This window comes from Frankia sp. CcCS3, assembly GCF_977927575.1.
The window spans coordinates 1-23,943 of the sequence record NZ_CDWRCL010000011.1 but is presented as its reverse complement, the minus strand read 5'-3'; the positions used below and the strand labels follow the sequence as shown (position 1 = coordinate 23,943).

At 72.6% G+C, this 23,943-nt stretch carries 15 protein-coding genes and 1 pseudogene; 9 read left to right on the top strand and 7 right to left on the bottom strand.

Features of this window, described 5'->3' with window-relative positions; all coding sequences use genetic code 11:
• Window positions 1-7 precede the first annotated feature (7 nt).
• Entirely contained in the window at window positions 8-364 is a 357-nt protein-coding gene (locus tag AC08OQ_RS02160) for a tetratricopeptide repeat protein (RefSeq protein WP_476598812.1), read from the top strand.
• Window positions 365-1,293: 929 nt separating this feature from the next.
• Window positions 1,294-3,189, top strand: a complete 1,896-nt coding sequence (locus AC08OQ_RS02155; protein ID WP_476604445.1) for a toll/interleukin-1 receptor domain-containing protein — start codon at window positions 1,294-1,296, stop codon at window positions 3,187-3,189.
• Between the two features lie 78 nt (window positions 3,190-3,267).
• On the opposite strand, the gene AC08OQ_RS02150 is transcribed toward AC08OQ_RS02155, so the two are convergent.
• The 3 genes and pseudogenes from AC08OQ_RS02150 to AC08OQ_RS02140 all read right to left on the bottom strand — a co-directional run bounded on the left by AC08OQ_RS02150 (window position 3,268) and on the right by AC08OQ_RS02140 (window position 9,048).
• Window positions 3,268-5,496, bottom strand: coding sequence for an acetyl/propionyl/methylcrotonyl-CoA carboxylase subunit alpha (locus tag AC08OQ_RS02150; protein ID WP_476598809.1), 2,229 nt, complete (start codon window positions 5,494-5,496; stop codon window positions 3,268-3,270).
• Between the two features lie 186 nt (window positions 5,497-5,682).
• A pseudogene (locus AC08OQ_RS02145) lies at window positions 5,683-7,331 on the bottom strand (carboxyl transferase domain-containing protein).
• Between the two features lie 376 nt (window positions 7,332-7,707).
• On the bottom strand, window positions 7,708-9,048 hold the full coding sequence (locus AC08OQ_RS02140) for a DUF5925 domain-containing protein (protein ID WP_476598807.1): 1,341 nt from the start codon (window positions 9,046-9,048) through the stop codon (window positions 7,708-7,710).
• 232 nt (window positions 9,049-9,280) lie between these two features.
• Between AC08OQ_RS02140 and AC08OQ_RS02135 the strand changes: the two genes are divergently transcribed.
• The 5 genes from AC08OQ_RS02135 to AC08OQ_RS02115 all read left to right on the top strand — a co-directional run bounded on the left by AC08OQ_RS02135 (window position 9,281) and on the right by AC08OQ_RS02115 (window position 13,898).
• Window positions 9,281-10,270, top strand: a complete 990-nt coding sequence (locus AC08OQ_RS02135) for a DUF3710 domain-containing protein (protein WP_476598805.1) — start codon at window positions 9,281-9,283, stop codon at window positions 10,268-10,270.
• Between the two features lie 168 nt (window positions 10,271-10,438).
• A complete protein-coding gene (locus AC08OQ_RS02130; protein ID WP_476598803.1) occupies window positions 10,439-11,965 on the top strand; it encodes a hypothetical protein in 1,527 nt (508 codons plus the stop codon).
• A 48-nt stretch (window positions 11,966-12,013) separates the two neighbouring features.
• The gene (locus AC08OQ_RS02125) at window positions 12,014-12,241 is read left to right on the top strand and encodes a hypothetical protein (protein ID WP_462186555.1); all 228 of its coding nucleotides are present in this window, start codon (window positions 12,014-12,016) and stop codon (window positions 12,239-12,241) included.
• Window positions 12,238-13,071 carry a precorrin-4 C(11)-methyltransferase gene (gene cobM / locus AC08OQ_RS02120; protein ID WP_462186556.1) on the top strand — a complete coding sequence of 278 codons (834 nt, stop codon included), beginning with the start codon at window positions 12,238-12,240 and terminating at the stop codon, window positions 13,069-13,071. The genes AC08OQ_RS02125 and cobM overlap by 4 nt, the downstream gene beginning before the upstream one ends.
• Window positions 13,072-13,091: 20 nt before the next feature.
• Complete coding sequence (locus AC08OQ_RS02115; protein ID WP_476604446.1) at window positions 13,092-13,898, top strand: cobalt-precorrin-6A reductase; 807 nt, start codon at window positions 13,092-13,094, stop codon at window positions 13,896-13,898.
• 6 nt (window positions 13,899-13,904) lie between these two features.
• Here AC08OQ_RS02115 and AC08OQ_RS02110 read toward each other — a convergent pair whose 3' ends face one another.
• Genes AC08OQ_RS02110 through AC08OQ_RS02100 form a run of 3 tightly spaced genes read right to left on the bottom strand, consistent with a single transcriptional unit; the run spans window position 13,905 to window position 17,631 of the window.
• Window positions 13,905-15,485 (bottom strand): precorrin-2 C(20)-methyltransferase, encoded by a 1,581-nt coding sequence (locus AC08OQ_RS02110; protein ID WP_476604447.1) that lies wholly within the window; start codon window positions 15,483-15,485, stop codon window positions 13,905-13,907.
• The gene (locus AC08OQ_RS02105) at window positions 15,485-16,144 is read right to left on the bottom strand and encodes a precorrin-8X methylmutase (RefSeq protein ID WP_476604448.1); all 660 of its coding nucleotides are present in this window, start codon (window positions 16,142-16,144) and stop codon (window positions 15,485-15,487) included. Before AC08OQ_RS02105 ends, AC08OQ_RS02110 begins: the two co-directional genes overlap by 1 nt.
• Window positions 16,141-17,631 carry a nitrite reductase gene (locus tag AC08OQ_RS02100; protein WP_476601442.1) on the bottom strand — a complete coding sequence of 497 codons (1,491 nt, stop codon included), beginning with the start codon at window positions 17,629-17,631 and terminating at the stop codon, window positions 16,141-16,143. The genes AC08OQ_RS02105 and AC08OQ_RS02100 overlap by 4 nt, the downstream gene beginning before the upstream one ends.
• 244 nt (window positions 17,632-17,875) lie before the next feature.
• Here AC08OQ_RS02100 and cobN point away from each other — a divergent pair, with 244 nt between their 5' ends.
• Window positions 17,876-21,859 carry a cobaltochelatase subunit CobN gene (cobN, locus tag AC08OQ_RS02095; protein WP_476601441.1) on the top strand — a complete coding sequence of 1,328 codons (3,984 nt, stop codon included), beginning with the start codon at window positions 17,876-17,878 and terminating at the stop codon, window positions 21,857-21,859.
• A gap of 160 nt (window positions 21,860-22,019) precedes the next feature.
• A complete protein-coding gene (locus AC08OQ_RS02090; RefSeq protein ID WP_476601440.1) occupies window positions 22,020-22,994 on the top strand; it encodes a winged helix-turn-helix domain-containing protein in 975 nt (324 codons plus the stop codon).
• Here the strand turns inward: AC08OQ_RS02090 and AC08OQ_RS02085 are convergent.
• A partial coding sequence (locus tag AC08OQ_RS02085) for an aldo/keto reductase (protein ID WP_476601439.1) occupies window positions 22,984-23,943 on the bottom strand: 960 nt, incomplete at its 5' end. The genes AC08OQ_RS02090 and AC08OQ_RS02085 overlap by 11 nt on opposite strands.

Here is a 23,943-nt window from a genome sequence, read left to right as displayed (position 1 = left end):
GGACACCTTGACGAGCCGGAACAACGTCGGGGACCTGCTGGTCGAGCAGGGGGCGTGGACGGCGGCCGAGGAGCTGCTGCGCTCGGTGCGGGACGATCGGGCCGAGGTGCTCGGCCCGGAGCATCCCGCCACGCTGGTGACCTGTTACCACCTGGCCCGGCTGTACCACGACCGCGGGGACACCGAGCGCGCGGAGAAGGCGGCGACCGAGCTCACCGAGGCCTGCCTGCGAGTGCTCGGACCGGATCATCCCCGTGCCCTCGCCGCGGTGGGTCTGCTCGCCGAGGCCCAGACCAACCTCGGCCGGCCGGACCAGATGACCCCGCGGGTCCAGGACGCCTACCGGCGCAGCCTGCGCCGGTAGGGGCCCACCCACGACATCACGGTGCACCTTCACGATCTCCTCGACCAGTCGAAGCGTGACCCATCGTCGTGACCCATCGTGACCCGTCCTCGTGACCCGTCCTCGTGACCCGTCGCCGGGGGGCGTTTCCCGCCGGTGCACCGCGTCGCAGGGCCGCCGCCCGCGGGCCGAGCCCCACCAGCCAGCCCCCGGCGTCGAGGCCGGCGAGACCGGGCGAGGGAACCGCCGTACATCGACAGCAGAACACCGGTGACCGCGAGAAGCGCCACGGTCCCGAAACCCGAACCGGGGACGGAAAGCCCGCCGACGACGAACGGAACGGCGGGCGGCACGGCGGAGGCCGGCCGGGAAAGTACCAGGAAAAGGAACTTCCGGATCACCGTACAAGGCCGTACGGATCGACGGCCGCTGGAGCGGGCCTCCCCCCGATGGCAGGTCCGCTCCGGCGGTGAGCCGAGGGGCCGCGGTCATCAACCAGCCACCACCCGCGGCGGCGGGGGTGCAGACCATGGGCGGGCGACGCCCGCGACCCTTCAGCAGCTCCCAGATAACCGCGTGCCGGACCAACCGGAAAGACCCTGACCAGCAAATCCGTACAACGTCGTACGCGGCTTTCACCGGACGCGGCAGCGAGCGCGGGTAGGGATATGGGCCACGCGGACGACGACCGCCCCGGGGCGATCCCAGATCGCGGGATGACAACCGTGCCGTGCCGTGAGGATCACCCGGGAACACCCGGAGGCGGCAGTTTGGGCCATATCGTCGAACGGTATCCTTAGCCGGTCATCAGCCCACCGACACCGAACGCCGGTAATCCGGAACCCGACCGGCGGTCCGGCGCAGCGCGCCCCGACCGGCGGCATCCCGGCGGCGGCTCACCCGACCGGAACGCGTCTGTCGCCCGCGCCCTGCGTTCCCAGGAGTCATGGTTGTCTTCTGACTGGTTGAACGAGCCGCTCTGGTTGGACGAGCCACTGGTGAACGCCCTCGACGATCCCGCCGTGACCGCGCTGCGGCAATGGTGCTCCCAGACCGAGACCACCTACCGCCTGGTCCGTTGGCTTACCGGCGGCCGGTCGTCGGCGATGGTCGGGGTGGTCCTCGAAAAGCATCCGCGCCATGGTGCGCGCCAGTTCGTGATGAAGCTGGACGTCGCCCCGGCCAGCGACGCGGGGCCCCAACCCGGCGAATTCGCGCGCCACTGGCGGGCGATCGCCGACGCCCCCAGGTTCGCCGAGCGCCACCTCGCCACGCCCGTCCATCAGCCGGTCGCGGTCGGCGATGGACGATGGTTCGTCTTCCAACAGGTCGCGGGTGGCAGCCTTCGGGAGCTGGTCACGCTGCGCGCCCTGCTGGAGGCTGTCGTCCACCCGCGGCGGGCCGGGCGCCAGGGAGACTCCGGCAGCGGTCCGGCCGGTCTGTCAGGACCGGCCGGACCGGCTGAACCACGCCTGATGTTCGGACGGGCCCTGGCCGACGCCGCGGTCCTCGCCGACGTCTGCGGGGGGCTGGTCGGGTCGATCTTCGATGAGTGGGTGGGGCCTGCCCTTCTGCCGTCACTGGACGTGCCGACCATCCTTGCCCGTCAGCTCGCCGAGCGGCTCGCCCCGGACAGCCGCCTGCGGCGCATCGCCGCAGCGTACCCCGGCCCCACCATCGACGCCGAAGGCGAGGACCACCCTCTGCCGAACCCGTTCGCGCTGGTCCTGGACCCATCGCGCACGGACGGTATTCGCATCCCGGCCTTCGTCGGGAAGGCCCACGGCGACCTGCACATCGAGAACATCCTGATCCCGTCCTCACTGCGCAACATCGACACGACGTACCAGCTGATCGACCTGTCGCGGTACGCGGCCGACGCCGTGCTCACCCGGGATCCCGTCCATCTGGTCCTGCACATCCTCGCCCGGACACTGTCGGAGCTGTCCGCGGCGCAACGCACCGCCGTCATCGATCTGCTGCTCGACCCGGAGCAGGACGGAGACCTCGTGCCGCGGTGGCTGTTCCTGCTCATCGACCGGGTCCGATCGGCGGCGGAGGACTGGGCACGCCGGGCCGGTCTGGTCGACCTGTGGCGCGACCAGATCCCGCTGTCCCTGCTGGCCGTCGCCCTGACCTGCCTCGGACGGGCATCCACCCGGCCGGAGGACCAGGGATGGTTCCTGCGGCTCGCGGCGAACAGCGCCGCGGTGTTCCTCGGCCGGCATCACCCCGACGGCCGGCATCACCCGGGTAGCCGGCATCCGGACCGGCCGCGCGGGGACTGGCACAACCCGGACGAGCGGCGCCCGGCGGAGACCGCGGCAACCGCGGCCGTCCCCCCTGAGGCGGCAGACCAGAAGCCCGCGGTCGTGCGGCCGTCCACGCCACAACGGCCCGGGCAATCCACGCCACAATGGCCGGGGCCGTCCGGGCGGTACGACTTCTTCATCTCGTACGCCCAGCCCGACGAGGCCTGGGCCGACTGGATCGCCTGGCAGCTGGAGGAGGCCGGTTGCCACCTACTGTTCCAGGCGGGTGACGGAACGGACGGGCCGCCAAGGATCACGATGCGTGATGGCGCCCGGCACGCCCACCGGACACTCGTTCTGCTCTCCCCCGCCTATCTCTCCTCGGTCCATGAGCAGCGGGAGTGGTGGGAGTGGCGGGCGGCCCTGGACGCGGATGACCCGACCGGGCCCGCGTGCAGACTCGTCACCGTCCTGGTCGAGGCCTGTGCCGTGCCGGCCGCATTCGATCAGGCCTCCTCGGCCCACGTCGACCTGTCCAACCTGGCCGAGGCCGACGCCCGGAAGACGCTCCTGCGGCGGCTGACCGAGCGCTGAGAGAAGGATTGACGTTCCAGGCCCCCGCATTGACGCCGACGACCGCGGCCCAGGGCGGCCGTCGGCGTCAAATCGTGCTCAACCCTCCACATTTCGCCGGGCCGCCGGGGCGGCTGATGCGGATCCGGGGCCGGCCGGGCCCGCCACGGACATCACCACCAGCAGCTGGTCCAGGGCGACGAGGTCGCCGGGCCGGACGAGTACTTCCTTGACGATCCCGGCGCCCGCCGCCGAGACGGTGTGCTCCATCTTCATGGCCTCGACGACGACCAGCGACTGCCCATCCGCCACGGTCATCCCCGGTTCGACCAACACCGCGGTCACCGTGCCCGGCATGGGGCTACGCGCCTGCCCGCCGAGCACTGGCCCGGCCCCGGTGCCCGCCACCGGGATCACCTCGGCCAGGCCCCACGCCCCACCGTCGCGGCCAAGCCAGAGGATCCCGTCGGCGGGCTCCCACGCGTAGGCCCACCGGGTGGTGACCGCACCGATCGTGACGAGCAGCTCGTCGCCGAGCTGACTGACCGATGCGGCGACCGGCGGCCCGTCGGCGATCCGGACCCGGGCCGCATCGGGGGTGCCGCGCGCCGCGACCCGCAACGTCGACACCGTCCGCACCGCCCGCTCCCCGCCTCCCGGCTCCGCCCCATCCCCGTCGCCGTTCCCGCCCCCGTCGCCGTTCCCATCCCCATGACCGTTCCCGGCCCCGCCCTCAGCCCCAGCCCCAGCCCCGATCTCGGGTGACGCGCTGCCGCCAGATCCGGCGCCGTCGGGGCTGCCGGACGGTACTGCCCCACCGGGCAGGGCGACGTCCCAGGTCAGCCATGCGGGCTCACCGGGCCGCCAGCCGGAGGGGATGTCCCACGGGTCGACCACCGGACCGGTCGGTTGCAATGCCAGCAGCCTGGCCAGGGCGTAGCCGAGGAGCGCCTCGCCGGGCAGGTCTCCCGGGGTGAGGGCGGCGAGATCACGTTCGACGAGACCGGTGTCGAGCCGCCCGGCGACGACGTCCGGATGGGCGAGCAGCGAGCGCAGGAAGCCGATGTTGGTCGTCACTCCGAGCAGGACCGTGCCGGCGAGCGCGGTGTCGAGACGGGCGATCGCGGCGGCGCGGTCCGCACCCCAGGCGATCACCTTGGCCAGAATAGGATCGTACGTGGTGCTCACGATGTCCCCGGCCCCGATGCCGGCGTCGACGCGGATGGCCGGCCCGGCCGGTTCCCGGAAAGCCAGTACCCGACCGCCGGTCGGCAGGAATCCCCGCCCGGGGTCCTCGGCGTAGATCCGCGCCTCCACCGCGTGCCCGGTCAGGCGGATGTCGGCCTGACCGAAGCGCAACGGCTCCCCGGCCGCGATCCGGATCTGCTCGGCGACCAGGTCCACCCCCGTCACCAGCTCGGTGACCGGATGCTCGACCTGGAGCCGGGTGTTCATCTCCATGAAGTAGAACTCGTCCGGCGCGTCGGCGGACAGGATGAACTCGACCGTGCCCGCTCCGACGTAGCCGACGGCGCTGGCGACAGCGACCGCCGCCGCCCCGAGCCGCTCCCTGGTCCGCGCGTCGAGCGCCGGCGCCGGCGCCTCTTCAACAATCTTCTGGTGGCGCCGTTGCAGGCTGCACTCCCGCTCACCCAGGTGGAGCACGCTGCCGTGCTCGTCGGCGAGGATCTGGACCTCGATGTGGCGGGGGCGGGTGATGAACCGCTCCACGTACAGGGTGTCATCCCCGAAGCCGGCGGCGGCCTCCCGGCGGGCCGACGCGATCGCCTCCGGCAGCCGGGCGGGCTCGCGGACGATGCGCATCCCCTTGCCACCACCCCCCGCCGAGGGTTTGAGCAGCACCGGATAGCCGATCTGACCGGCGCCCTCGGCGATCGCGGCATCGCTCATGCCCGGCGCCGACCGGCCCGGCACGACCGGCACCCCCGCCTCGGCCACCGTCCGCCGCGCGGTGATCTTGTTGCCCATCACCTGCACCGCGGCGAGCGACGGTCCGATGAAGAGCACTCCGGCCGTCTCACAGGCCTGTACGAAGGCCGCGTTCTCGGCGAGGAAGCCGTAACCGGGATGGACGGCCTCCGCCCCGGACACCCTCGCCGCCTCCAGCACGGCCTCGATGCTGAGGTAGCTCTCCTTCGCGGGCGCCGGGCCCAGCCGCACCGCGACATCCGCCTCCCGGACGTGCCGCGCCCCAGCGTCGGGGTCTGAGTAGACGGCGATGGACCGGATACCGAGATCGCGCAGTGTGCGGATCACCCGGACGGCGATTTCACCCCGGTTCGCGACGAGCACCGACGAAAACGTCAAGCCCGACGCTCCCGGCGCCCTCGGCGGCACGACGCCCGCCGACCGGGCCGGCGTGAAATGGCCATCCGGACCGTGACCGGTGCCGCCGCCTGCGTGATTCGTGGCGGACAGATCAGCCGTGGACACCCTTGATCCTCACGATTGGTTTCCTCACATCGGATGTTTCCGCACGTCAGGATGTCCCCCTCACATCCGGAAGACGCCGTAGCCCACCGGTTCCAGCGGAGCGTTCGCCGCCACCGACAGGCCCAGGCCCAGCACCATACGGGTGTCGGCCGGATCGATGACACCGTCGTCCCACAGCCGAGCGGTCGAATAGTACGGGCTGCCCTGCTCCGCGTACCGATTCAAGATCGGCGCCCGGAAGGCGGCCTCGTCGGCCTCGCTCCAGGCGACCCCCGCGGCTTCCATCTGGTCCCGGCGCACGGTCGCCAGCACCGCCGCCGCCTGCTCCCCGCCCATCACCGAGACGCAGGCATTCGGCCACATCCACAGAAAACGGGGCGAGAATGCCCGACCGCACATCGAGTAATTACCCGCGCCGAACGAACCGCCGATCACCACGGTGAACTTCGGCACCCGGGCACAGGCGACCGCGTTGACCATCTTCGCGCCATGCTTCGCGATGCCGCCGGCCTCGTACTCCCGACCCACCATGAAACCGGTGATGTTCTGCAGGAACACCAACGGGATACCGCGCTGATCGCAGAGTTCGATGAAATGGGTGCCCTTCAGCGCCGACTCGCCGAAGAGCACCCCGTTGTTCGCGACGATTCCCACGGGATGGCCATGGAGGCGGGCGGTCCCGGTGACCAGCGTCGTTCCGTACTCCTTCTTGAACTCCGCGAAACGGCTGCCGTCGACGATGCGCGCGATCACCTCCCGCACATCATAGGGGGTGCGCCCGTCCGTCGGTACCGCGGCGTACAGCCCGGCCGGGTCGACCGCCGGTGCCTCGGTCGGCTCCAGCTCCCACGGCCGCGGACCGCGCGGCGCGAGGCCCGCGACGATGGAGCGCACGATCCGTAGCGCCTGGGCGTCGTCCTCGGCCAGGTGGTCGGTCACCCCGGAGGTGCGGGAGTGCAGCAGCCAGCCGCCGAGATCCTCGGCCGACACCACCTCGCCGGTCGCGGCCTTCACGAGCGGCGGACCACCGAGGAAGATCGTCCCCTGATTCCTGACTATCACCGCCTCGTCGGCCATCGCGGGAACGTACGCGCCGCCCGCCGTGCACGAACCGAGCACCGCCGCGATCTGGGAGATTCCCAGCGAGGACATTCGGGCCTGGTTGAAGAAGATCCGCCCGAAATGCTCCCGGTCCGGGAAGACCTGGTCCTGCAGCGGAAGAAACGCCCCCCGGAGTCGACCAGATAAACACAGGGCAGCCGGTTCTGCAGCGCCACCTCCTGGGCACGCAGATGCTTCTTCACGGTCAACGGATAGTAGGTGCCACCCTTGACCGTGGCGTCGTTGGCGACCACCACGCATTCCCGACCCGAGATCCGGCCAATACCGGTGATGATTCCCGCCCCAGGAACCGGATCCTCGTAAAAGCCGTTCGCGGCTAGCGGGGAAAGCTCCAGAAAGGGGCTCCCCCGGTCGAGCAGCGCGTCGACCCGGTCGCGGGGCAGGAGTTTGCCGCGAGCCACGTGGCGGGACCGCGCCTGCTCCGACCCGCCGACCGCCGCCACCGCCAACCGCTCCTGGAGATCGGTCACGGCGTGCCAATGCCCCTCGGCATTGCGCCGTCCCTGTTCACCCGCGGCATCGACCCGACTGGTCAGGACCGGCGTGGCCGAGGACCGTCGGACCTCGTCGGACCGCCGACCGGCGATGGTTCCGGCGCGTGCTGCGCTCACAGTCACCCCCCACGGGTGGACGTCGGGCCCCGAAACAACGTTTCCAAGTTAACGACCGCTAACCTCGTCGTCAAGGCAGACGGCGGCGGGGACCATCGGGCAGGCGGCCGATCCCCATCGCCATTGCCGGACCTTCACCCCTTCACCGACATTCACCCACCACCGGGACCGAGACCAGGATCCGGCGATCCGAAATACACCGGCTGCTCCCCGGTGGCTAACTTTAGCGATGCCTGACCGGTGACGTCCGACCGGGACTTCTCGCCGTGATCCGGCGCGCCCCGCCCCTCGGCCGCCGGCCCGGCCTGCTCCCGGCCAGGTGGGCCCGAATCGGGAGTACGGCGCGCAGCCGTCACAGGTACATGCCGTGGCGGGCGTCCGGGGTGGTGGGCCGCGGCAGGCCGCGGCCGTCCCGCAGGGCGAACAGCTCTGCCAGCGTCATGCTCGACCGGACCCCCTCCGCGGAGCCCAGCCAGGACACCGCCTCGGTGTGCGGCAGGGCTCCCACCTCGATCTGGGCGAGGCAGCGACCGGGACGGACAACGGCGGGATGCATGCGCAGCAGATCCTCGTTCGTGGTCAGGGCGACCAGCACCTCGCGGCCCTGCCCGACCAGACCATCGGTGAGGTTCAGCAGTCGGGAGAGCTGCTGCCCGGCCGCACCCCGGCCGTCCCCTCGGATCAGGTCGTCGCAGTCCTCGATCACCAGCAGCCGCCACCGGTGGGTGGGTGGCCCGCCCATGCGGTCGGTCGCCGCGGCCTGGGCACCACGACTGTCCGCATCCCCGGACCTGGCATCCCCCGACCCGGCATCGCCGGACCTGGCATCCCCGGACCTGGCATCGCCGCTGTCCGCATCCCCGGCCCACGCGATCCCGCCGTCGGTACCCCCGCCGTCGGTACCCCCGCCGTCGGCGCTCTCCCCCTCCGCGTCCCCGTCGTCGTCGAAGCCGATCGCGACCTCCATCAGGTAGGCGGGATCGGCGAACAGCGCCTCGGGATCCAGGACGCAGTCGACCTGGCACCAGGATCGCCATTCGTTCGCCAGGGCCCGCAGCACGGTTGTCTTCCCGGTTCCCGCCGGACCATGCAGGAGGATCAGGCGGCCGACCACGTTGTCCCGGCGAACCGCCATGAGCCGGTCGAGCGGGCCCACGGCGGCCGAGGCGTAGTTGGCGCGGATCGAAGCCCACGTCGTGGTGGCCGTCCGGCGGCTGGTCCGGATCGGACCACGCTGACTGGACAGATACCAGAAACCCATGTTGACGGCGTTGTCCGCACCGCTCTCGGCGACGGACGAGCGGAGCACGTCCTCGATCACCACCCGGGCGAGCTGTTCACTCACCGCGGTGACGGTCACCTCACCACCCCCGCCGCGCCAGCGCACGGCTCGCACCGTCCAGCCCTCGCCGACCGCGAGACGTGAATCGCGGGACTCCTCGACAACCGCGCGCAGGACCCTCGCCCCTGACGGTAGCAGCGTGGCTCCCGGCCGGAGCCGGTCAACCCGGGCACTGCGGGCCCAGGGCTGCTCACCGGTTGTGAAAGGAGCCAGGGCGAGTGCGTCGACGACGTCGTAGGGCGTGTCCGAGTCGTCCAGGCCGACAACGAAAGGGAGCTTCATTCCTCCGCTCAGTGACTCGGAGACCATCCAGGACTTAGGCAGCGACGCCTTCTGATGTGGAACTGACACCTGTCCGATGGTCCCGGACAACTCAGCGCCCGGCCATCCCGTTGCGCGATTTACTCGGGCACATCGCGGGGGCCGTACACCGCCCGCGACCTGTCGCGTGCCTCCATCAGGGCCGATCCGAGGACGTTGCGGCCCGGCCAGCCGCCCGGGGAATCTCCCGGCCCCACCACCGGCGCGCCTACCTTAAGTAATCCATCAGTCACGCCAGGCTTCTGTCTGGGAGGTGGTCAGGATGCCAGGAGGGCGACTCATCCACCGTCGGCGCCGAAAGTCGGCGCAGCCGGAGCCGGACGACCATGCCGACACCGAGGCCAGTACCGGGGCCGACACCGGGCCCGGTACGGGCGACGGTGGCGCGAGGAAGCCCGGCGAAACGGGAACCGGCGCTACGGAAGCCGGCGCTGCGGGAGCCGGCGCCACGACGAGCGGGGGCGCCCGGGTGGGCCGGGGTCCGTTCGACGCGGCGGACGCGCCCGATGACGGCCGGGCGCGGGCGGATTTCGGAGCTCTCGTGGTGCCGCGGGTGAACGGCACCCGGATCCGGGTCTCGGCCTCTGGGCCGATGCCCACCCTGGCCGCGATGGACGGGACATCCGTCCTGGAGCTGTCCGTCCTCGCCGCCCCGCGCAGCGGCGGCCTGTGGGCGTCGATCCGCGAGGACCTGGTGCTCTCGGCACCGGAGGACACGGAATGGAACGACGAGGACGGGCCCTACGGCCCCGAGCTGCGCATGCCGCTCGACACGGCCGTCGGCCGCCTGCCCGCCCGCATCTTCGGCATCGAGGGGCCGCGATGGATCCTCTGCGCGGTCATCACCGGTGCGGCCGCGGTCGACGCGACGGCGGCGCCGCTGCTGGAGGAGGTACTGGACGGGCTCGTCGTCGTCCGGGGGGACGCGGCGATGCCGGTGCGCGAGCCCATCCCCTTCGAACGTCCCGACAGATTCGAAGGTCCCGGCCGAACAACCGACACCGCCGCGGCCATTCCGGAGCAACCCCCGGAGCGCAGGATCATGACGCTGGCGCTGCGGGGAGCCAACCGCGAGGCCCCCCACCCGCGGCGTCGTGACCCGGCCCGTCCACCACCGGCCCGGCTCAGGCCCGTGGGAAGTCGGTGTACTCCACGAGGTCGACGAAGATCTGGGCTGCGGCCCGGTAGAGATCGGTCCGGAGATGTTCATGGGCAGCACGCGGAGCTGTCCGGTCGACGGTCTTCAGCCTAACACCGGAAGCAGACGTGCAACGGCGGCCGTTCAGAGATCGTCTGTAAACGGATTTATCAAGCCTGTTCACCATGCGGGAAGGATGGCGCGGTTCGGGTCGCCCGGGCCGGTCACCATTCGGACCGGGGCTCCCCGGAGAGTACCCGGCACGACGGGCGGAGGTGCGGCGTGTCGGCCACGCTAGCGCTGGGCCTGCTGCTGCAGGGGCTCGCCTTGGTCGTGGTGGTTCGCGGTCGGGGCCGGCACGCCGTGTCCAGTCTCGGGCTGATGTTCGTCGGTGCCGCCATCGCCTACCACGGGGTGACGGAGGTCCTGCAGGTCCTGGTGCCGTCCTACAGTGACAACCGGCTGTTGACCACGGAGTCCGACGTCGCGGCCTACACCGTTCTGGTCGGGTTCTCCCTGCTCGCGTTCGCTTCCGGTTATCGCTTCGCGACCCAGCGCACGCCGCCGTCCACCGGTTTCCGCCGGGAGGAAGTCTTGGACTTCTTCGACTGGCGGGTCCTGACTCCGCTGGCCCTGGCTGCGGTGGCCGTGACAGCGGTCGGCAGGAACACCTCGTCCGGCGACGCGGACCCCTCGACGGTCACCGGCAGTCCCTACCTCGTCAGCGGCTTCGCGACGCAGTTCCTGGTCGTCGGCCTCGCCCTGGGAAGCTTCGCCGTGCTCGTGCGGACGAAGGGCCGCGGATTCCTCCCGGTACTCGGCGTCCAGTGCACGTTGCACACACTGGCGGGGCAGCGGCTGCCGGTGGCGATAGCGGCGGGCGCGGTGATCTACCTACTGTCCATCGTCGGGATTCCCATACGCCGACGGCAGCTCGTCTCGGTCGTCGCGCTCGTGGTTCTGGCCTACGTCGTCATCTACGGGGCACGCGCGGACGCGGGCCGGCAGGTATTCGGGTACAGCGTGGGTCCCAAGCAGCGCCTGCAGGCCCTGGCCGCCGGTCTGACCCATCCGGAACGCGGGATAAACCCGGGCGAAGTGGGAGACCTCGGGGTCCGCCTGGACGGGAACTCCTACCCGTCGATAATCCTGCGACGGCTCCGCGACGGTTCTCCGCCCATCGGCCCGGTAACCCTGTGGAACGACGTCAACATCGCCGTCCCGCGTTTTCTCAATCCCGACAAACTGAATTCCGACCTGGAGTCGCGTTCCCTCAAGACGCGCCTGTCCGCCACCTACGGGATCACCAACGCGTTCGACCGCCTGCCCACCCAGCTCGGCGAGCTGCTGCCCATCGGCGGTCCGCCGTGGATGGTGACCCTCGCGGCTCTGGGAGGATTCGTCCTCGCCCGGCTGGAGTACGCGCTGCGCGGATGTCGCCATCCAGCGGCTCTCCTGGGCCTGCTGGCGCTGGTGGCCGCGATCCTGCAGTACGAAGGCGGGATCGCGCTCTACGCGATCAACGGCCGCGGCGTCCTAGCCGTCGCGGCCGGACTGTTCGTGTGGCGGAAACGACGGATCTTCCGGCCCGCGACGGTTCGGGGGTCGACCACCCTACCGCCGCTGTGCACCGGCACCCCGGCCACCGTCGCGCGGGCCGGCTCCGACGAGGACGGCACGCCGACCGACCCGTCGCGGCCCGACCCGTCGCCGGGTGACCCGGTACGGACCGAGCCGGCGTCCGCTGGCAGGGACGAGGACGCGGCGCAGGTCACGGCCCGCGGCCACGGCCCGCGCCGCAACCGGTGAGGGGGTGGCGGCGCGGCGGCCGCGGTCTCTCTGACGTTCCGGAGGGCGGTGTCCGGCTTCCCGTCGGTGCGCGAGAGCCGGATCGCGACGCCCGGCGACGCCCGTGCCGGAGCGTCCCCGAGGGGGCTCGCCGCCGACGGCGTCCTGCTAGCGTGCCCGGTTGTGCCCAGCAGCATGCGCCGAGCGTCCGCCGCCCCCGCCGCCGAGCTGCCCGGGAACGTACAGCCGCCCGGGGACGTCCAGCTGCCCGGGGACAACCGGCGGGGGCCGGCGTGACCGTGCACTTCATCGGGGCCGGACCGGGCGCCGCCGACCTCATCACCGTCCGCGGCCGGAACCTGATCGCGTCCTGCCCGGTCTGCCTGTACGCCGGCAGTCTCGTCCCCGTCGAGCTGCTGGCGCACTGCCCGCCCGGGGCCCGTCTCGTCGACACCGCCCGGATGCCGTTGGACGACATCGTCGCGGAGCTGGTCGCGGCCGACGCCGCCGGTCACGACGTCGCCCGCCTGCACTCCGGCGACCCGTCGCTCTACAGCGCCGTCGCCGAGCAGATGCGCCGGCTCGACGCGGCCGGGATCGCCTACGACGTGACGCCGGGTGTCCCTGCCTTCGCCGCGGCGGCGGCGTCGCTGCGCCGGGAGCTGACGGTTCCCGGCGTCGCCCAGAGCGTGGTGCTGACCCGCACGGCCGTGCTGTCCAGTCCCATGCCGCCCGGCGAGGACCTCGCCGCCCTCGGCCGGTCGGGGGCGACCCTCGTGCTGCACCTGGCCGTGCACCGTATCGAGACGCTCGTCGCCGAGCTCGTGCCGAACTACGGTACGGACTGCCCGGCAGCCGTCGTCGCCTGGGCCAGCCGGGCCGACGAGATCGTGCTGCGCGGCACGCTCGCCGACATCGCCGGTCGGGCGCGGGCCGCGGGGCTCACCAGGACGGCCGTGATCATCGTGGGTCGCGCCCTGGCCGCGGAGGGTTTCCGGGACAGCTACCTGTACTCCCGGGAACGCTTCGGACCGGACGGATGCGTGTCGTCCGTTCCCCCGGCCTCCCCGGTTTCCCAGGCAAACGCCGCGCCGCGTGGCCCGGATCCCCTCCCCCGGGCTCGGTGACCGGGCGCCCCCGAGGCTCGGTGACCGGGGCATGCCGTGTGCTGCTGCTCGGCGGAACCGGGGAGGCGCGCCGCCTGGCGACCACGCTCGGCTCCCCGGATCCCGCCGGCACGGAGCGCATCGAGATCGTCTACTCGTTGGCCGGTCGGGTCCGCGAGCCTGCGCTGCCACCGTCCTGCCGGATCCGGATCGGCGGCTTCGGCGGGGCGGCGGGCCTGGCCGACTACCTGCGGGCCGAACGGATCGATGCGGTGGTCGACGCGACCCACCCGTTCGCCGCGACGATGACCACGCATGCCGCACAGGCCGCGCACGCCACCGGCGTTCCGCTGCTCGTCCTGCGCCGGCCGAGCTGGCGCGAGCAGCCCGGCGACGACTGGCGCCGGGTCCCGTCGCTGGCCGACGCGGTCGCTCTGCTCGACCGGTTCGTCCCACCCGGGCCGCGCCCGCATTCCGATCCGGCCCCACGGGTGTTCCTGACCACCGGGCGAACCGACCTCGCCCTGTTCGCCGGCCTGCACCGGCCCTGGTTCCTGGCCCGATCGGTCGAACCGCCGACCGGCCCGGTACCGCCACGGCTGACCGTCATCCTCGATCGTGGGCCGTTCGACGTCGCCGGGGAGACCGCCCTGCTGCGCCGGCACCGCGTCGACGTCCTCGTGACCAAGAACAGCGGCGGGACGATGACCGCCGCGAAGCTCGCCGCAGCCCGGGACCTCGGTCTGCCGGTCGTCATGGTCGACCGCCCGCCGCTGCCACCCGGGGTGACCGCGGTCGACGATGTCGACGCCGCCGTGGCCTGGGTCGCACCACCAGGGCCTAGATGACCGGGGCTAGGTGACCGGGTAACGACGTGGGGTGAACACGAGGTCCCGGCCGGGGCCGCGGTGCACCACCCGGGTCGTCGACGAGCCGATGAGCAGCAGGCAGCGCATGTCGACCTCGGCCGGGTCGAACGCGCCGAGGCTCGTCACGGTGATGCTCTCGGCAGGACCGCCGACATCCCGGCCGATGACCACCACCGTGCCCGGGGGGCGGTGTTCGAGCAGCACCTCGTGGGCCCGCTCCAGCTGATGGCGACGGGTGCGGGAAGCCGGGTTGTACAGCGCCAGGACGAAGTCGCCCGCGGCTGCCGCCCGCAGCCGCCGCTCGATGACCTCCCACGGCTTGAGTCGGTCGGACAGCGACAGCACGCAGAAGTCGTGACCGAGTGGCGCCCCGACCCGGCTCGCCACCGCCTGTGCGGCGGTCAGCCCGGGCACAACCCGCACCTCGACGTCCGCGAACCGCTCCGCCGCCGCGGCCTCGACGACGGCCGTGGCCATCGCGAAGACCCCGGGATCACCGGAGGAGACCACGGCGACGTTCACGCCGCCGGCCGCCAGTTCGAGGGCGAGCTCGGCGCGCTCGGCCTCGACAGTGTTCCCCGAGGCGTGCCGGCGCTGGCGTGGATCGACCGGCACCCGGTCGAGGTAGGGGCCGTAGCCGATGAGGTCGTCGGCGGCGGCCAGCGCCTCGGCGGCCTGCGGCGTCAACCAGCCCGCGGCGCCCGGTCCGAGGCCCACCACGACGACCTCCCCCGCGCCGGGCGTGCCGTCGGTACCGACGGTGCCAGCCGTACCAACGGTGGGCGCCGTCAGTACCCAGTCCGCCTGCGACGCGCGCAGCGGCGCCGGATCGTCCGCCCCCCGGACCGGGCTCGGCAGTACCGCGAGCGAGAAGTACGGCACCGTGGCCGGGTCTACCGCACCGAGCGGGGCGATGCGCTGGCCGGAGGTGGTGGCCCGTTCCACGTACCAGGTGTCCGCGAGGCGTCCCGCGGCGGTGAAGGCGTCCCGGACCCCCGGGAAGGTCCGCCCCATCTTGAGCACGACCGCGGTGTCCGTGCCGGCGATACGCTCGGCGAGGGCCGCCGGCGGCAGCGTGCCCGGCAGCACGGTGAGGACCTCGTTGCCCTCGACCAGCGGCCGGCCGAGCACCGCGCACCCCGCCGACAGGGACGTCACCCCCGGCACGACCTCGGTCGGGTACCGGTCGGCGAGGCGCCGGTGCAGGTGGATGAACGAGCCGTAGAAGAACGGGTCACCCTCGCTGAGGACCACGACGTCCCGGCCGGCGTCGAGGTGGACGGCCAGCCGCTTGGCGCAGTCCTCGTAGAACTCGTCGATCGCGCCACGGTAGCCGCCGGGGTGGGAGATCGTCTCGGTGGTGACCGGGTAGACCAGCGCCTCCTCGATCTGGTCACCGCGCAACTGGCTCGCGGCGACCGACCGGGCGATGCTGCGGCCGTGCCGGGCGCTGTGGTAGGCGATCACGTCGGCGTCACGGATCAGGCGGGCCGCCTTGAGGGTGACGAGCTCGGGATCCCCCGGTCCAACCCCGACTCCCCACAGCCGGCCCTTCAACGGCACCATTAATCCTCCTCGCTCGCGATCGCGTTGACCGCGGCGACCGCCATCGCGCTGCCGCCCCGCCGACCGTGCACGACGAGATGCTCCAACCGGGCCGGATCATCCACGAGGGCCTGCTTGGACTCCGCGGCGCCGATGAACCCGACGGGCACGCCGACCACCGCCGCCGGTCGCCCAGCTCCGGCCGCGACGAGTTCCAGCAGGCGGAACAGCGCTGTCGGAGCGTTCCCGACCGCCACCACGGAGCCGGCGAGCCGATCCGCCCACAGATCCACCGCCGCGGCGCTACGGGTGGTGCCCAGCCGCTCGGCGAGCTGCGGCACCCGGGGATCACCGAGCAGGCAGAGAATCTCGTTCGCGGCGGGCAACCGACGGCGGGTCACGCCGGCCGCCACCATCTGCGCGTCGCAGAGCACCGGGGCGCCGTCCAGCAACGCCGCGCGCGCCGCCGCGACCACGCCGGGGGTGAAAGCGAAATCGTCAACGAGATCCACCATTCCACAAGAGTGGATCATGCGGACCGCAACCCGGGCGACGTCACCGGGCAGCCGGTCGAGACGCGCCTCGGCCCGGATCGTCGCGAACGACCGGCGGTAGATCTCCGCGCCGTCACGGACGTAGTCGTAACGTTGCATACCGCTCATGTCTGATACGCCGTTCATGCCAGACTCCTCGCCGACCTGACGGCCGCGGCCAGGTCACGGTGGCCGTCGCCGGGGCTCGACGACACGACCGTCGCCTCGCCGCCGTCCGCTCCGACGGAGGCGGCGGCGGCCCCGAGGCCCGTCCGACGGACCCGGTAGCCGGGCCCGGTCGCCACAACCTCCACCACCTGTCCTCCCGGTTGCCCGCAGCGCCGCTCGCAGCCCGACCAGTGCACCGGCGCGAGGGCCGGGCCAACCGGGACGGGCCGGAGGGCTCGCGGCCTCCCGGCCAGGTGCGTCGGCGTCGACGGGTCGCCAGCTCGGATCCGCACGGACACCGCCGCGTCGCGGCGGACATCCGCCAGCGCCCGGGCGCATCCCGGCCGACCGGCACAGCTCGTCACGCCGACCCAGGATGATGCCGGATCGACAACCAGGCCCGCGTCCGCCGCCGCCCTCGACCACCGGGTAGCCTCGGCCGGGTCGAGATCGCGGAGCACGACGGACCGCCACGGAGTCACAACCAGGACGCCGTCTTCGGCGCCACCCGCTCCGCCGACACCCTCACCACCGCCGGCACCGCCCGCTCCGCCACCGACACCGGCTGCCGCGGCGGCGGCGAGCAGGTCGAGCTGGTCGGCGCTCAGCCGCCCCAGGGGGACGAGCACGGTCAACGCCCGGCGGCCATCACGCTGCGGATGCGGACCGGGCCACGCGCCGGCCCGAACGGTGGCGCTCCCAACGGTGGCGCTCCCAGCGGCCTGAGCAATTCCAGCAGCCTGGACGATCCCAACGGCGCCGGCCTCGGCAGCCGCGAGCAAGTCGTCCTGTCCACCCGGTCCACCCGGCAACTCGGCGATCCGCCAGGCCGTCGCGGCGGTGCCCACCGCCGCGCGGGCCTCGATGAAGGCCCGCGCCGCGGCGAGGAGCGCGGGTACGGCGACGTGGACGGGCAACCGCAGCGCGCGGGTCGCGCCCGCGACGGCCAGCAGCATCTCCCCGGAGGGCAGGGCGCGCAGCGCGAGGTCCGCGGGCAGCCCGGCCAGGTCCCCGCTGCCGTCGTCGACGGCGAACAGCACCCGGCCGGGCAGCGCGGCGAGGGCCGGATCCGCGCACAGCCGGCGGTCCAGTTCGGCGACGACCGGCGCGATGTCCCGGCACCCGGCCTCGCCACGTCCGGACAGCGGCGAGCCCACGATGTTGCGGACCCGCTCGTGCGTCGTCGAGGGCAGCAGGCCGACCGCGCTCACCCGGGCGGCGAGCTCCTCGGCCGTACCGTCGGCCAAGCCGTTAGCCAGGCCGCGTAGCTGCACGTTAGCCCGGGAGGTGAGCTCAAGGTGGCCATCGGCGAACTCCCGCGCGCAGCCGGCGAGGGTCTTCGCCGCGGCGGCGGTCAGCCGGCCGCCGGGCAGCCGCAGCCGCGCGAGCGCGCCGTCTGCGGCCGGATGCGTCGTCAGCACACCGGGGCAGGCGTCGCGGACACGCTCCCGCGGACTGGTGGGCACCGGCGGAGCATACGTGCCGGACTCGGGCGATGCCGGTTGATCGTTTCTTTGTCACGACGACAGCCGAGTGCTTGACAACACCTCCCGCCTCTCTGCGATCGTGACGGGGCCACGAGCGGCGAACGGCGAGGAAGCCCGGTGCGGATCCGGTGCGGATCCGGTGCGGTCCCGCCACCGTCACCGGGGAGTGCGCCCCAGGCACGGCCACCGACGCGGGGCATGGACCCCCGGGAAAGGCATCACCATGTCGCCTGTGCAGACTCCTCCCACCGATCCGTCCAACGACCCTTCCGACGACCCGTTGGCCACGGTCACCCGCGAAGCCGGGGAGACATCGGGAGCCGGGGAGACGCCGGGAGCCGGGGAGACGGAGGTCGACGCGGTCGTCCTGCTGCTGTCGACCTCCGACACCGACCTGCTCTCCGCTCGGGCGAGCGGAGCCCGCTACCGCCTCGCCAACCCGGCCCGGCTCTCCGTCGCCGATCTCCCGGCGCTGACCAGCGGTGCCGATGTGGTCGTGGTGCGTATCCTCGGCGGCCGGCGGACCTGGGAGGAGGGGCTCGACACGCTGCTCGCCGACCCGCGCCCGGTGGTCGTGCTCGGTGGCGAACGGACCCCGGACGCGGAGCTCATGGCCGTCTCCACCGTGCCCGGCGGCATCTGCGCCGAGGCACACGCCTACCTCGCCCAGGGCGGTCCGGCCAACCTCGGCGAGCTGCACCGATTCCTCGCTGACACCCTGCTGCTGTCCGGTACCGGATTCGCCCCGCCGGTGACCATCCCGGCCTGGGGGGTGCTCGACCGGGCCGCGGACGCCTCAGCCACCCCGGACGCCTCAGCCACCCGGGACGTCCCGGACGTCCTCGCGGGGAACGCGGTGCGGCCGGTCGCGGTGCGGCCGGTCATCGGTGTCCTGTACTACCGCGCGCACCACGTCGCCGGGAACATCGCGTTCGTCGACGCGCTCTGTGCCGCGGTCGAGCGGGCCGGCGGGGATCCGCTGCCGGTGTACTGCGCGTCGCTGCGCGCCGCCGAACCCGAGCTGCTCGCCACCCTCGGGCGGGCGGACGCGCTGATCGTCACCGTGCTCGCCGCGGGCGGCAGCCAGCCGGCGCACTCCTCCGCCGGAGGCGACGACGAGGCGTGGGACGTCGGCGCGCTGGCCGCGCTGGACATCCCGATCCTGCAGGGACTGTGCCTGACCAGCGGCCGGGCGACCTGGGCGGAGTCGGACGACGGGCTGTCCCCGCTGGACGCGGCGACACAGGTGGCGATCCCCGAGTTCGACGGGCGCCTGATCACCGTGCCGTTCTCCTTCAAGGAGATCGACGCGGACGGGCTGACAAGCTACGTCGCCGACACCGAACGCGCCGGCCGGGTGGCCGGCATCGCCGTCGCGCACGGCCGGCTGCGGCGCGTCCCACCGGCCGAACGCCGAGTGGCGCTCATGCTCTCGGCCTACCCGACGAAGCACTCCCGGATCGGCAACGCGGTGGGCCTCGACACCCCGGCGAGCGCCGTGCGCCTGCTGCGGGCGATGCGCGCGGCCGGATACGACATCGGGCCCGACGACGGCCCGGACGCGCTGCCGGGGGTCGCGGCCGAGGACGGTGACGCCCTGATCCACGCGATCATCGCCGCGGGCGGGCAGGATCCGGCCTGGCTGACCGAGGAGCAGCTCGCCGGCAACCCGGTCCGGATCAGCGCGGCGCGGTACCGGGCGTGGTTCGACACCCTGCCCGCCGACCTGCGGGAGAGCGTCGAACGGCATTGGGGGCCCGCGCCCGGCGAGCTGTACGTCGACCGGTCCGCGAATCCGGACGGGGAGATCGTGCTCGCCGCGCTGCAGGCCGGCAACATCGTGCTGCTGGTCCAGCCGCCACGCGGCTTCGGGGAGAACCCCGTCGCTATCTACCACGACCCCGACCTGCCGCCGAGCCACCACTACCTCGCCGCCTATTGGTGGCTCGCCGACGGCTCCAGCGATTCCGGCGGCCCCGGCGGCTTCGGCGCGCACGCCGTCGTCCATCTGGGCAAGCACGGGACACTGGAGTGGCTGCCCGGCAAGACCGTGGGCATGTCCGCGTCCTGTCCGACCGACGCGGCGATCGGCAACCTGCCGTTGATCTACCCGTTCCTCGTCAACGACCCAGGCGAGGGCACGCAGGCGAAGCGTCGGGCGCACGCGACCCTGGTCGATCACCTGGTTCCGCCGATGGCCCGCGCGGAGAGCTACGGCGACCTGGCCCGCCTGGAACAGCTGCTCGACGAGCACGCCACCATCGCCGCCATGGATCCGGCGAAGCTGCCGGCCATCCGGGCGCAGATCTGGACGCTGATCCAGGCCGCCCGGCTCGATCACGACCTGGGACTGGCCGACCGGCCGCACGACGCCGAGTTCGACGACTTCCTGCTGCACGTCGACGGGTGGCTGTGCGAGGTGAAGGACGCGCAGATCCGCGACGGCCTGCACGTGCTCGGCGAAGCGCCGACCGGCGGGGCGCGGATCAACCTGGTGCTCGCGATGCTGCGGGCCCGGCAGATGTGGGGGGGGCGCGTCACCCTGCCGGGGCTGCGGGAGGCCCTCGGGCTCGTCGAGGACGACCGGGCGGCCCGCGGCGCGGTCGACGCCGCCGAAGCGACGGCGCTCGCCCTGGTAACGGCGATGGAGGAACGCGCCTGGGACCCGTCGGCCGCATCCGACGTGGTGACGACCGTCCTCGCCCCCCCTCCCTCGCCAGCGACCACCCCCTTGCCCCCTTTGCCTATCCAGAGGGATAAACCGGACACAAAAGCCTCTGGAAAGGCAAGGAAAGTCCACGGCCCGGCAGGCACGGACGCGGACGCGGAGACCGACCCGGTCCGGGAGACGGTGGCGGCCGTGCTGCGGTTCGCGGCCACGGAGATCGTGCCGCGGCTCGCCCGGACCACCGACGAGGTCACCGCCGTGCTGCACGCCCTCGACGGCGGCTACGTCCCGGCCGGTCCCAGCGGCTCGCCGCTGCGGGGCCTGGTCAACGTGCTGCCCACCGGGCGGAACTTCTACTCGGTCGACCCGAAGGCCATCCCCAGCCGGCTCGCCTGGGAGACGGGCCAGGCAATGGCGACCTCCCTGCTCGAGCGGTACCGGGCCGACACCGGCACCTGGCCCGAGTCGGTGGGCCTGTCCGCCTGGGGAACCAGCGCGATGCGCACCTCCGGCGACGACGTGGCCGAGGTGCTCGCCCTGCTCGGCATCCGCCCGACCTGGGACGAGGCGTCGCGGCGGGTCAGCGGGCTCGAACCGATCGACCTCGCCGAGCTCGGCCGGCCCCGCATCGACGTCACCGTGCGCATCAGCGGCTTCTTCCGGGACGCGTTCCCGCACGTGGTGGTGATGCTCGACGACGCGGTCCGGCTCGCCGTCGGCCTCGACGAGGCCGACGAGGACAACTTCGTGCGCGCCCACGCCCGTGCGGACCTCGCCGGGCACGGCGACGAACGGCGGGCCACCCTGCGCATCTTCGGCTCCCGGCCGGGGGCGTACGGTGCCGGGCTGCTGCCTCTGATCGACAGCCGTAACTGGCGCGATGACGCCGACCTCGCCGAGGTGTACGCGACGTGGGGCGGCTATGCCTACGGCCGCGGGGTCGACGGCATCCCCGCCCGGGAGGACATGGAATCGGCCTATCGGCGAATCGCCATTGCCGCGAAGAACGTCGATACCCGCGAGCACGACATCGCCGACTCCGACGACTACTTCCAGTACCACGGCGGCATGGTCGCGACCGTACGCGCGCTGACCGGCCGGGCGCCGGCTGCCTACATCGGCGACAGCACCCGGCCGGAGGCGGTCCGCACCCGGACGCTGTCCGAGGAGACCTCCCGGGTCTTCCGCGCCCGGGTGGTGAACCCGCGGTGGCTCGCGGCGATGCGCCGGCACGGCTACAAGGGGGCGTTCGAGATGGCCGCCACCGTCGACTACCTGTTCGGCTACGACGCCACCGCCGGCGTGGTCGCGGACTGGATGTACGAACGGCTCGCCGCAACCTACGCGCTGGACCCGGAGAACCAGAAGTTCTTCGCCGAGTCCAACCCCTGGGCGCTGCATGGCATCACCGAACGGCTGCTGGAGGCCGCGGCGCGCGGCCTGTGGGAGCATCCGGAGGCCGCGACTCTCGACGCGCTGCAGGAGCTGTACCTGCGCACCGAGGGCGACCTGGAGGACGGTCCCACCGGCGACGCCTGAGATCGCCGGGTCCGGCCAGCTCGGAGTGCGGCCAGCTCGGAGTGCGGCAAGGTCAGAGGGCAGCAAGGTCAGAGGGCAGCAAGGTCAGAGGGCGGCGGATGGTCGGCGGCGGACAGGTGGCGGGCCACCTCACGGTTCCGACCGTCGCGAATCCGGGAAAATGTCTCTGGTGCGGACGACACTTCTGCTCGTGGGCGACGAGGCCGCCATGCACCGAGACCTCGTCCCTGCCCTGCTCGGCGAGGGGTACGCCGTCGAGATGGCCGGCAGCGGCGAGGCGGCGCTCGCCGACCTGGTCGCCCGACCCGCCCAGGTCCATCTGCTCCTGGCCCGCCTGCCCCCGGCCCTGCCCCCGGTCCCGGCCCGGCGGACGGGTTCGACCACGGACCCTGCCTCTCCGCCGCCGGACGGCTGCCCGGACACCGTCCCAGCCTTGATTGAACCGATCAAACAGATCAAATCGGTCAAACCGGTCGACGCGCAAGCGGGCGCCCCGGCCATCGACGGGCTGGAGTTCTGCCGCCGTCTGCGCGCCGCCGGGGATCTTCCCCTCATCATGGTTGCCGGGCGGTCGGATCCCGCCGGGATCGTCGCGGGACTGGAGGCCGGGGCCGATGACTGTGTCACTGCTCCCCCCGTCACCGCCGAGGTGCTGGCGCGGATCCGGGCGCTGCTGCGCCGTGCCCGCCCGGGACAGTCGACGGCCAGCGCGCTCAGCGTCGGCGAGCTACAGATCCGGCCGGCCGAGGGCGTGGTCAGCCGGCGCGGCGAGGACCAGCACCTCACCCGGACCGAGTTCCTTCTGCTGTGTGAGCTGGCTGTCGCGGGTGGCCGGGTCGTCTCCCGCAAGCAGCTCCTGGAACGCGTCTGGGGGTACGGCCACTTCGGCGGCACCAGAATGCTGGACGTCCACGTGCGCCGGCTACGGCGCAAGGTGGAGGCCGACCCGTCCGCGCCCACCCACATTCTCACCGTGCGTGGGGTGGGTTACCGCGTCTGCTGCTCGTCGCCGACCTCACGCGTCGCGGCTCCTCTCCCGACTCCCGTTCTCACGACTCCACCGCCACCATCGGGGAATCGGGCGACGCGGAACCCGCCGCCGCGGCGGACTCGACCGGGCCTCGCTATCCGTTGACGGATGACATGTCGGGGTAGCGGGTGCCCGCCACGTCCGCCCCCGCCGCGCCCAATCGCTCCGCCTCGGCGGCCGTCAACGTGATGCTGGTGGCTGCGACGTTGTCCTTCAGGTAGCCGCGCCGCTTCGTGCCAGGGATCGGCACGACGTCGTCGCCCTGGTGGTGCACCCATGCCAGCGCGAGCTGCGCGGGGGTCACGTTCTTCTCCGCGGCAAGCTTCTCGATCTCGGCGAGCACGGCGAGGTTGGCGTCGAAATTGTCGCCGTGCATCCGCGGCAGGTGCTGGCGGAAGTCGGCGGCGGCGAAGTCCGCGGCCGAGCGGAAGGTGCCGGTCAGGAAGCCACGCCCGAGCGGGCTGTAGGAGATGAACCCGATGCCGAGTTCCCGCAGGGTCGGCAGGATCTCGGCCTCCGGCTCGCGGGACCAGATCGAGTACTCGGTCTGCAGGGCCGTGATCGGGGCGACGGCGTGGGCACGACGGATGGTGGCCGGTGCCGCCTCCGAGAGCCCGAGGTACCGCACCTTGCCGGCGCTGACCAGCTCGGCCATCGCGCCGACGGTATCCTCGATCGGCGTCTTCGGGTCGACCCGGTGCTGGTAGTACAGGTCGATGTGGTCGACGCCGAGGCGACGCAGGGGGGCGTCGCAGGCCGAGCGTACGTACTCCGGACGGCCGTCGATCCCCCGCGCCGTCGGGTCGGCGGGGTCACGGATGATGCCGAACTTGGTGGCCAGCACCACCTCGTCCCGGCGGCCGATGATCGCCCGTCCCACGAGTTCCTCGTTGCGGTACGGGCCGTACATGTCCGCCGTGTCCAGCAGCGTCACCCCGAGGTCGAGCGCCCGGTGGATGGTGGCGACCGACTCGGCGTCGTCGCCAGCGCCGTAGAACTCTGACATTCCCATGCAGCCCAGACCCTGGACGGAGACCTCCAGGCCCTGGCTTCC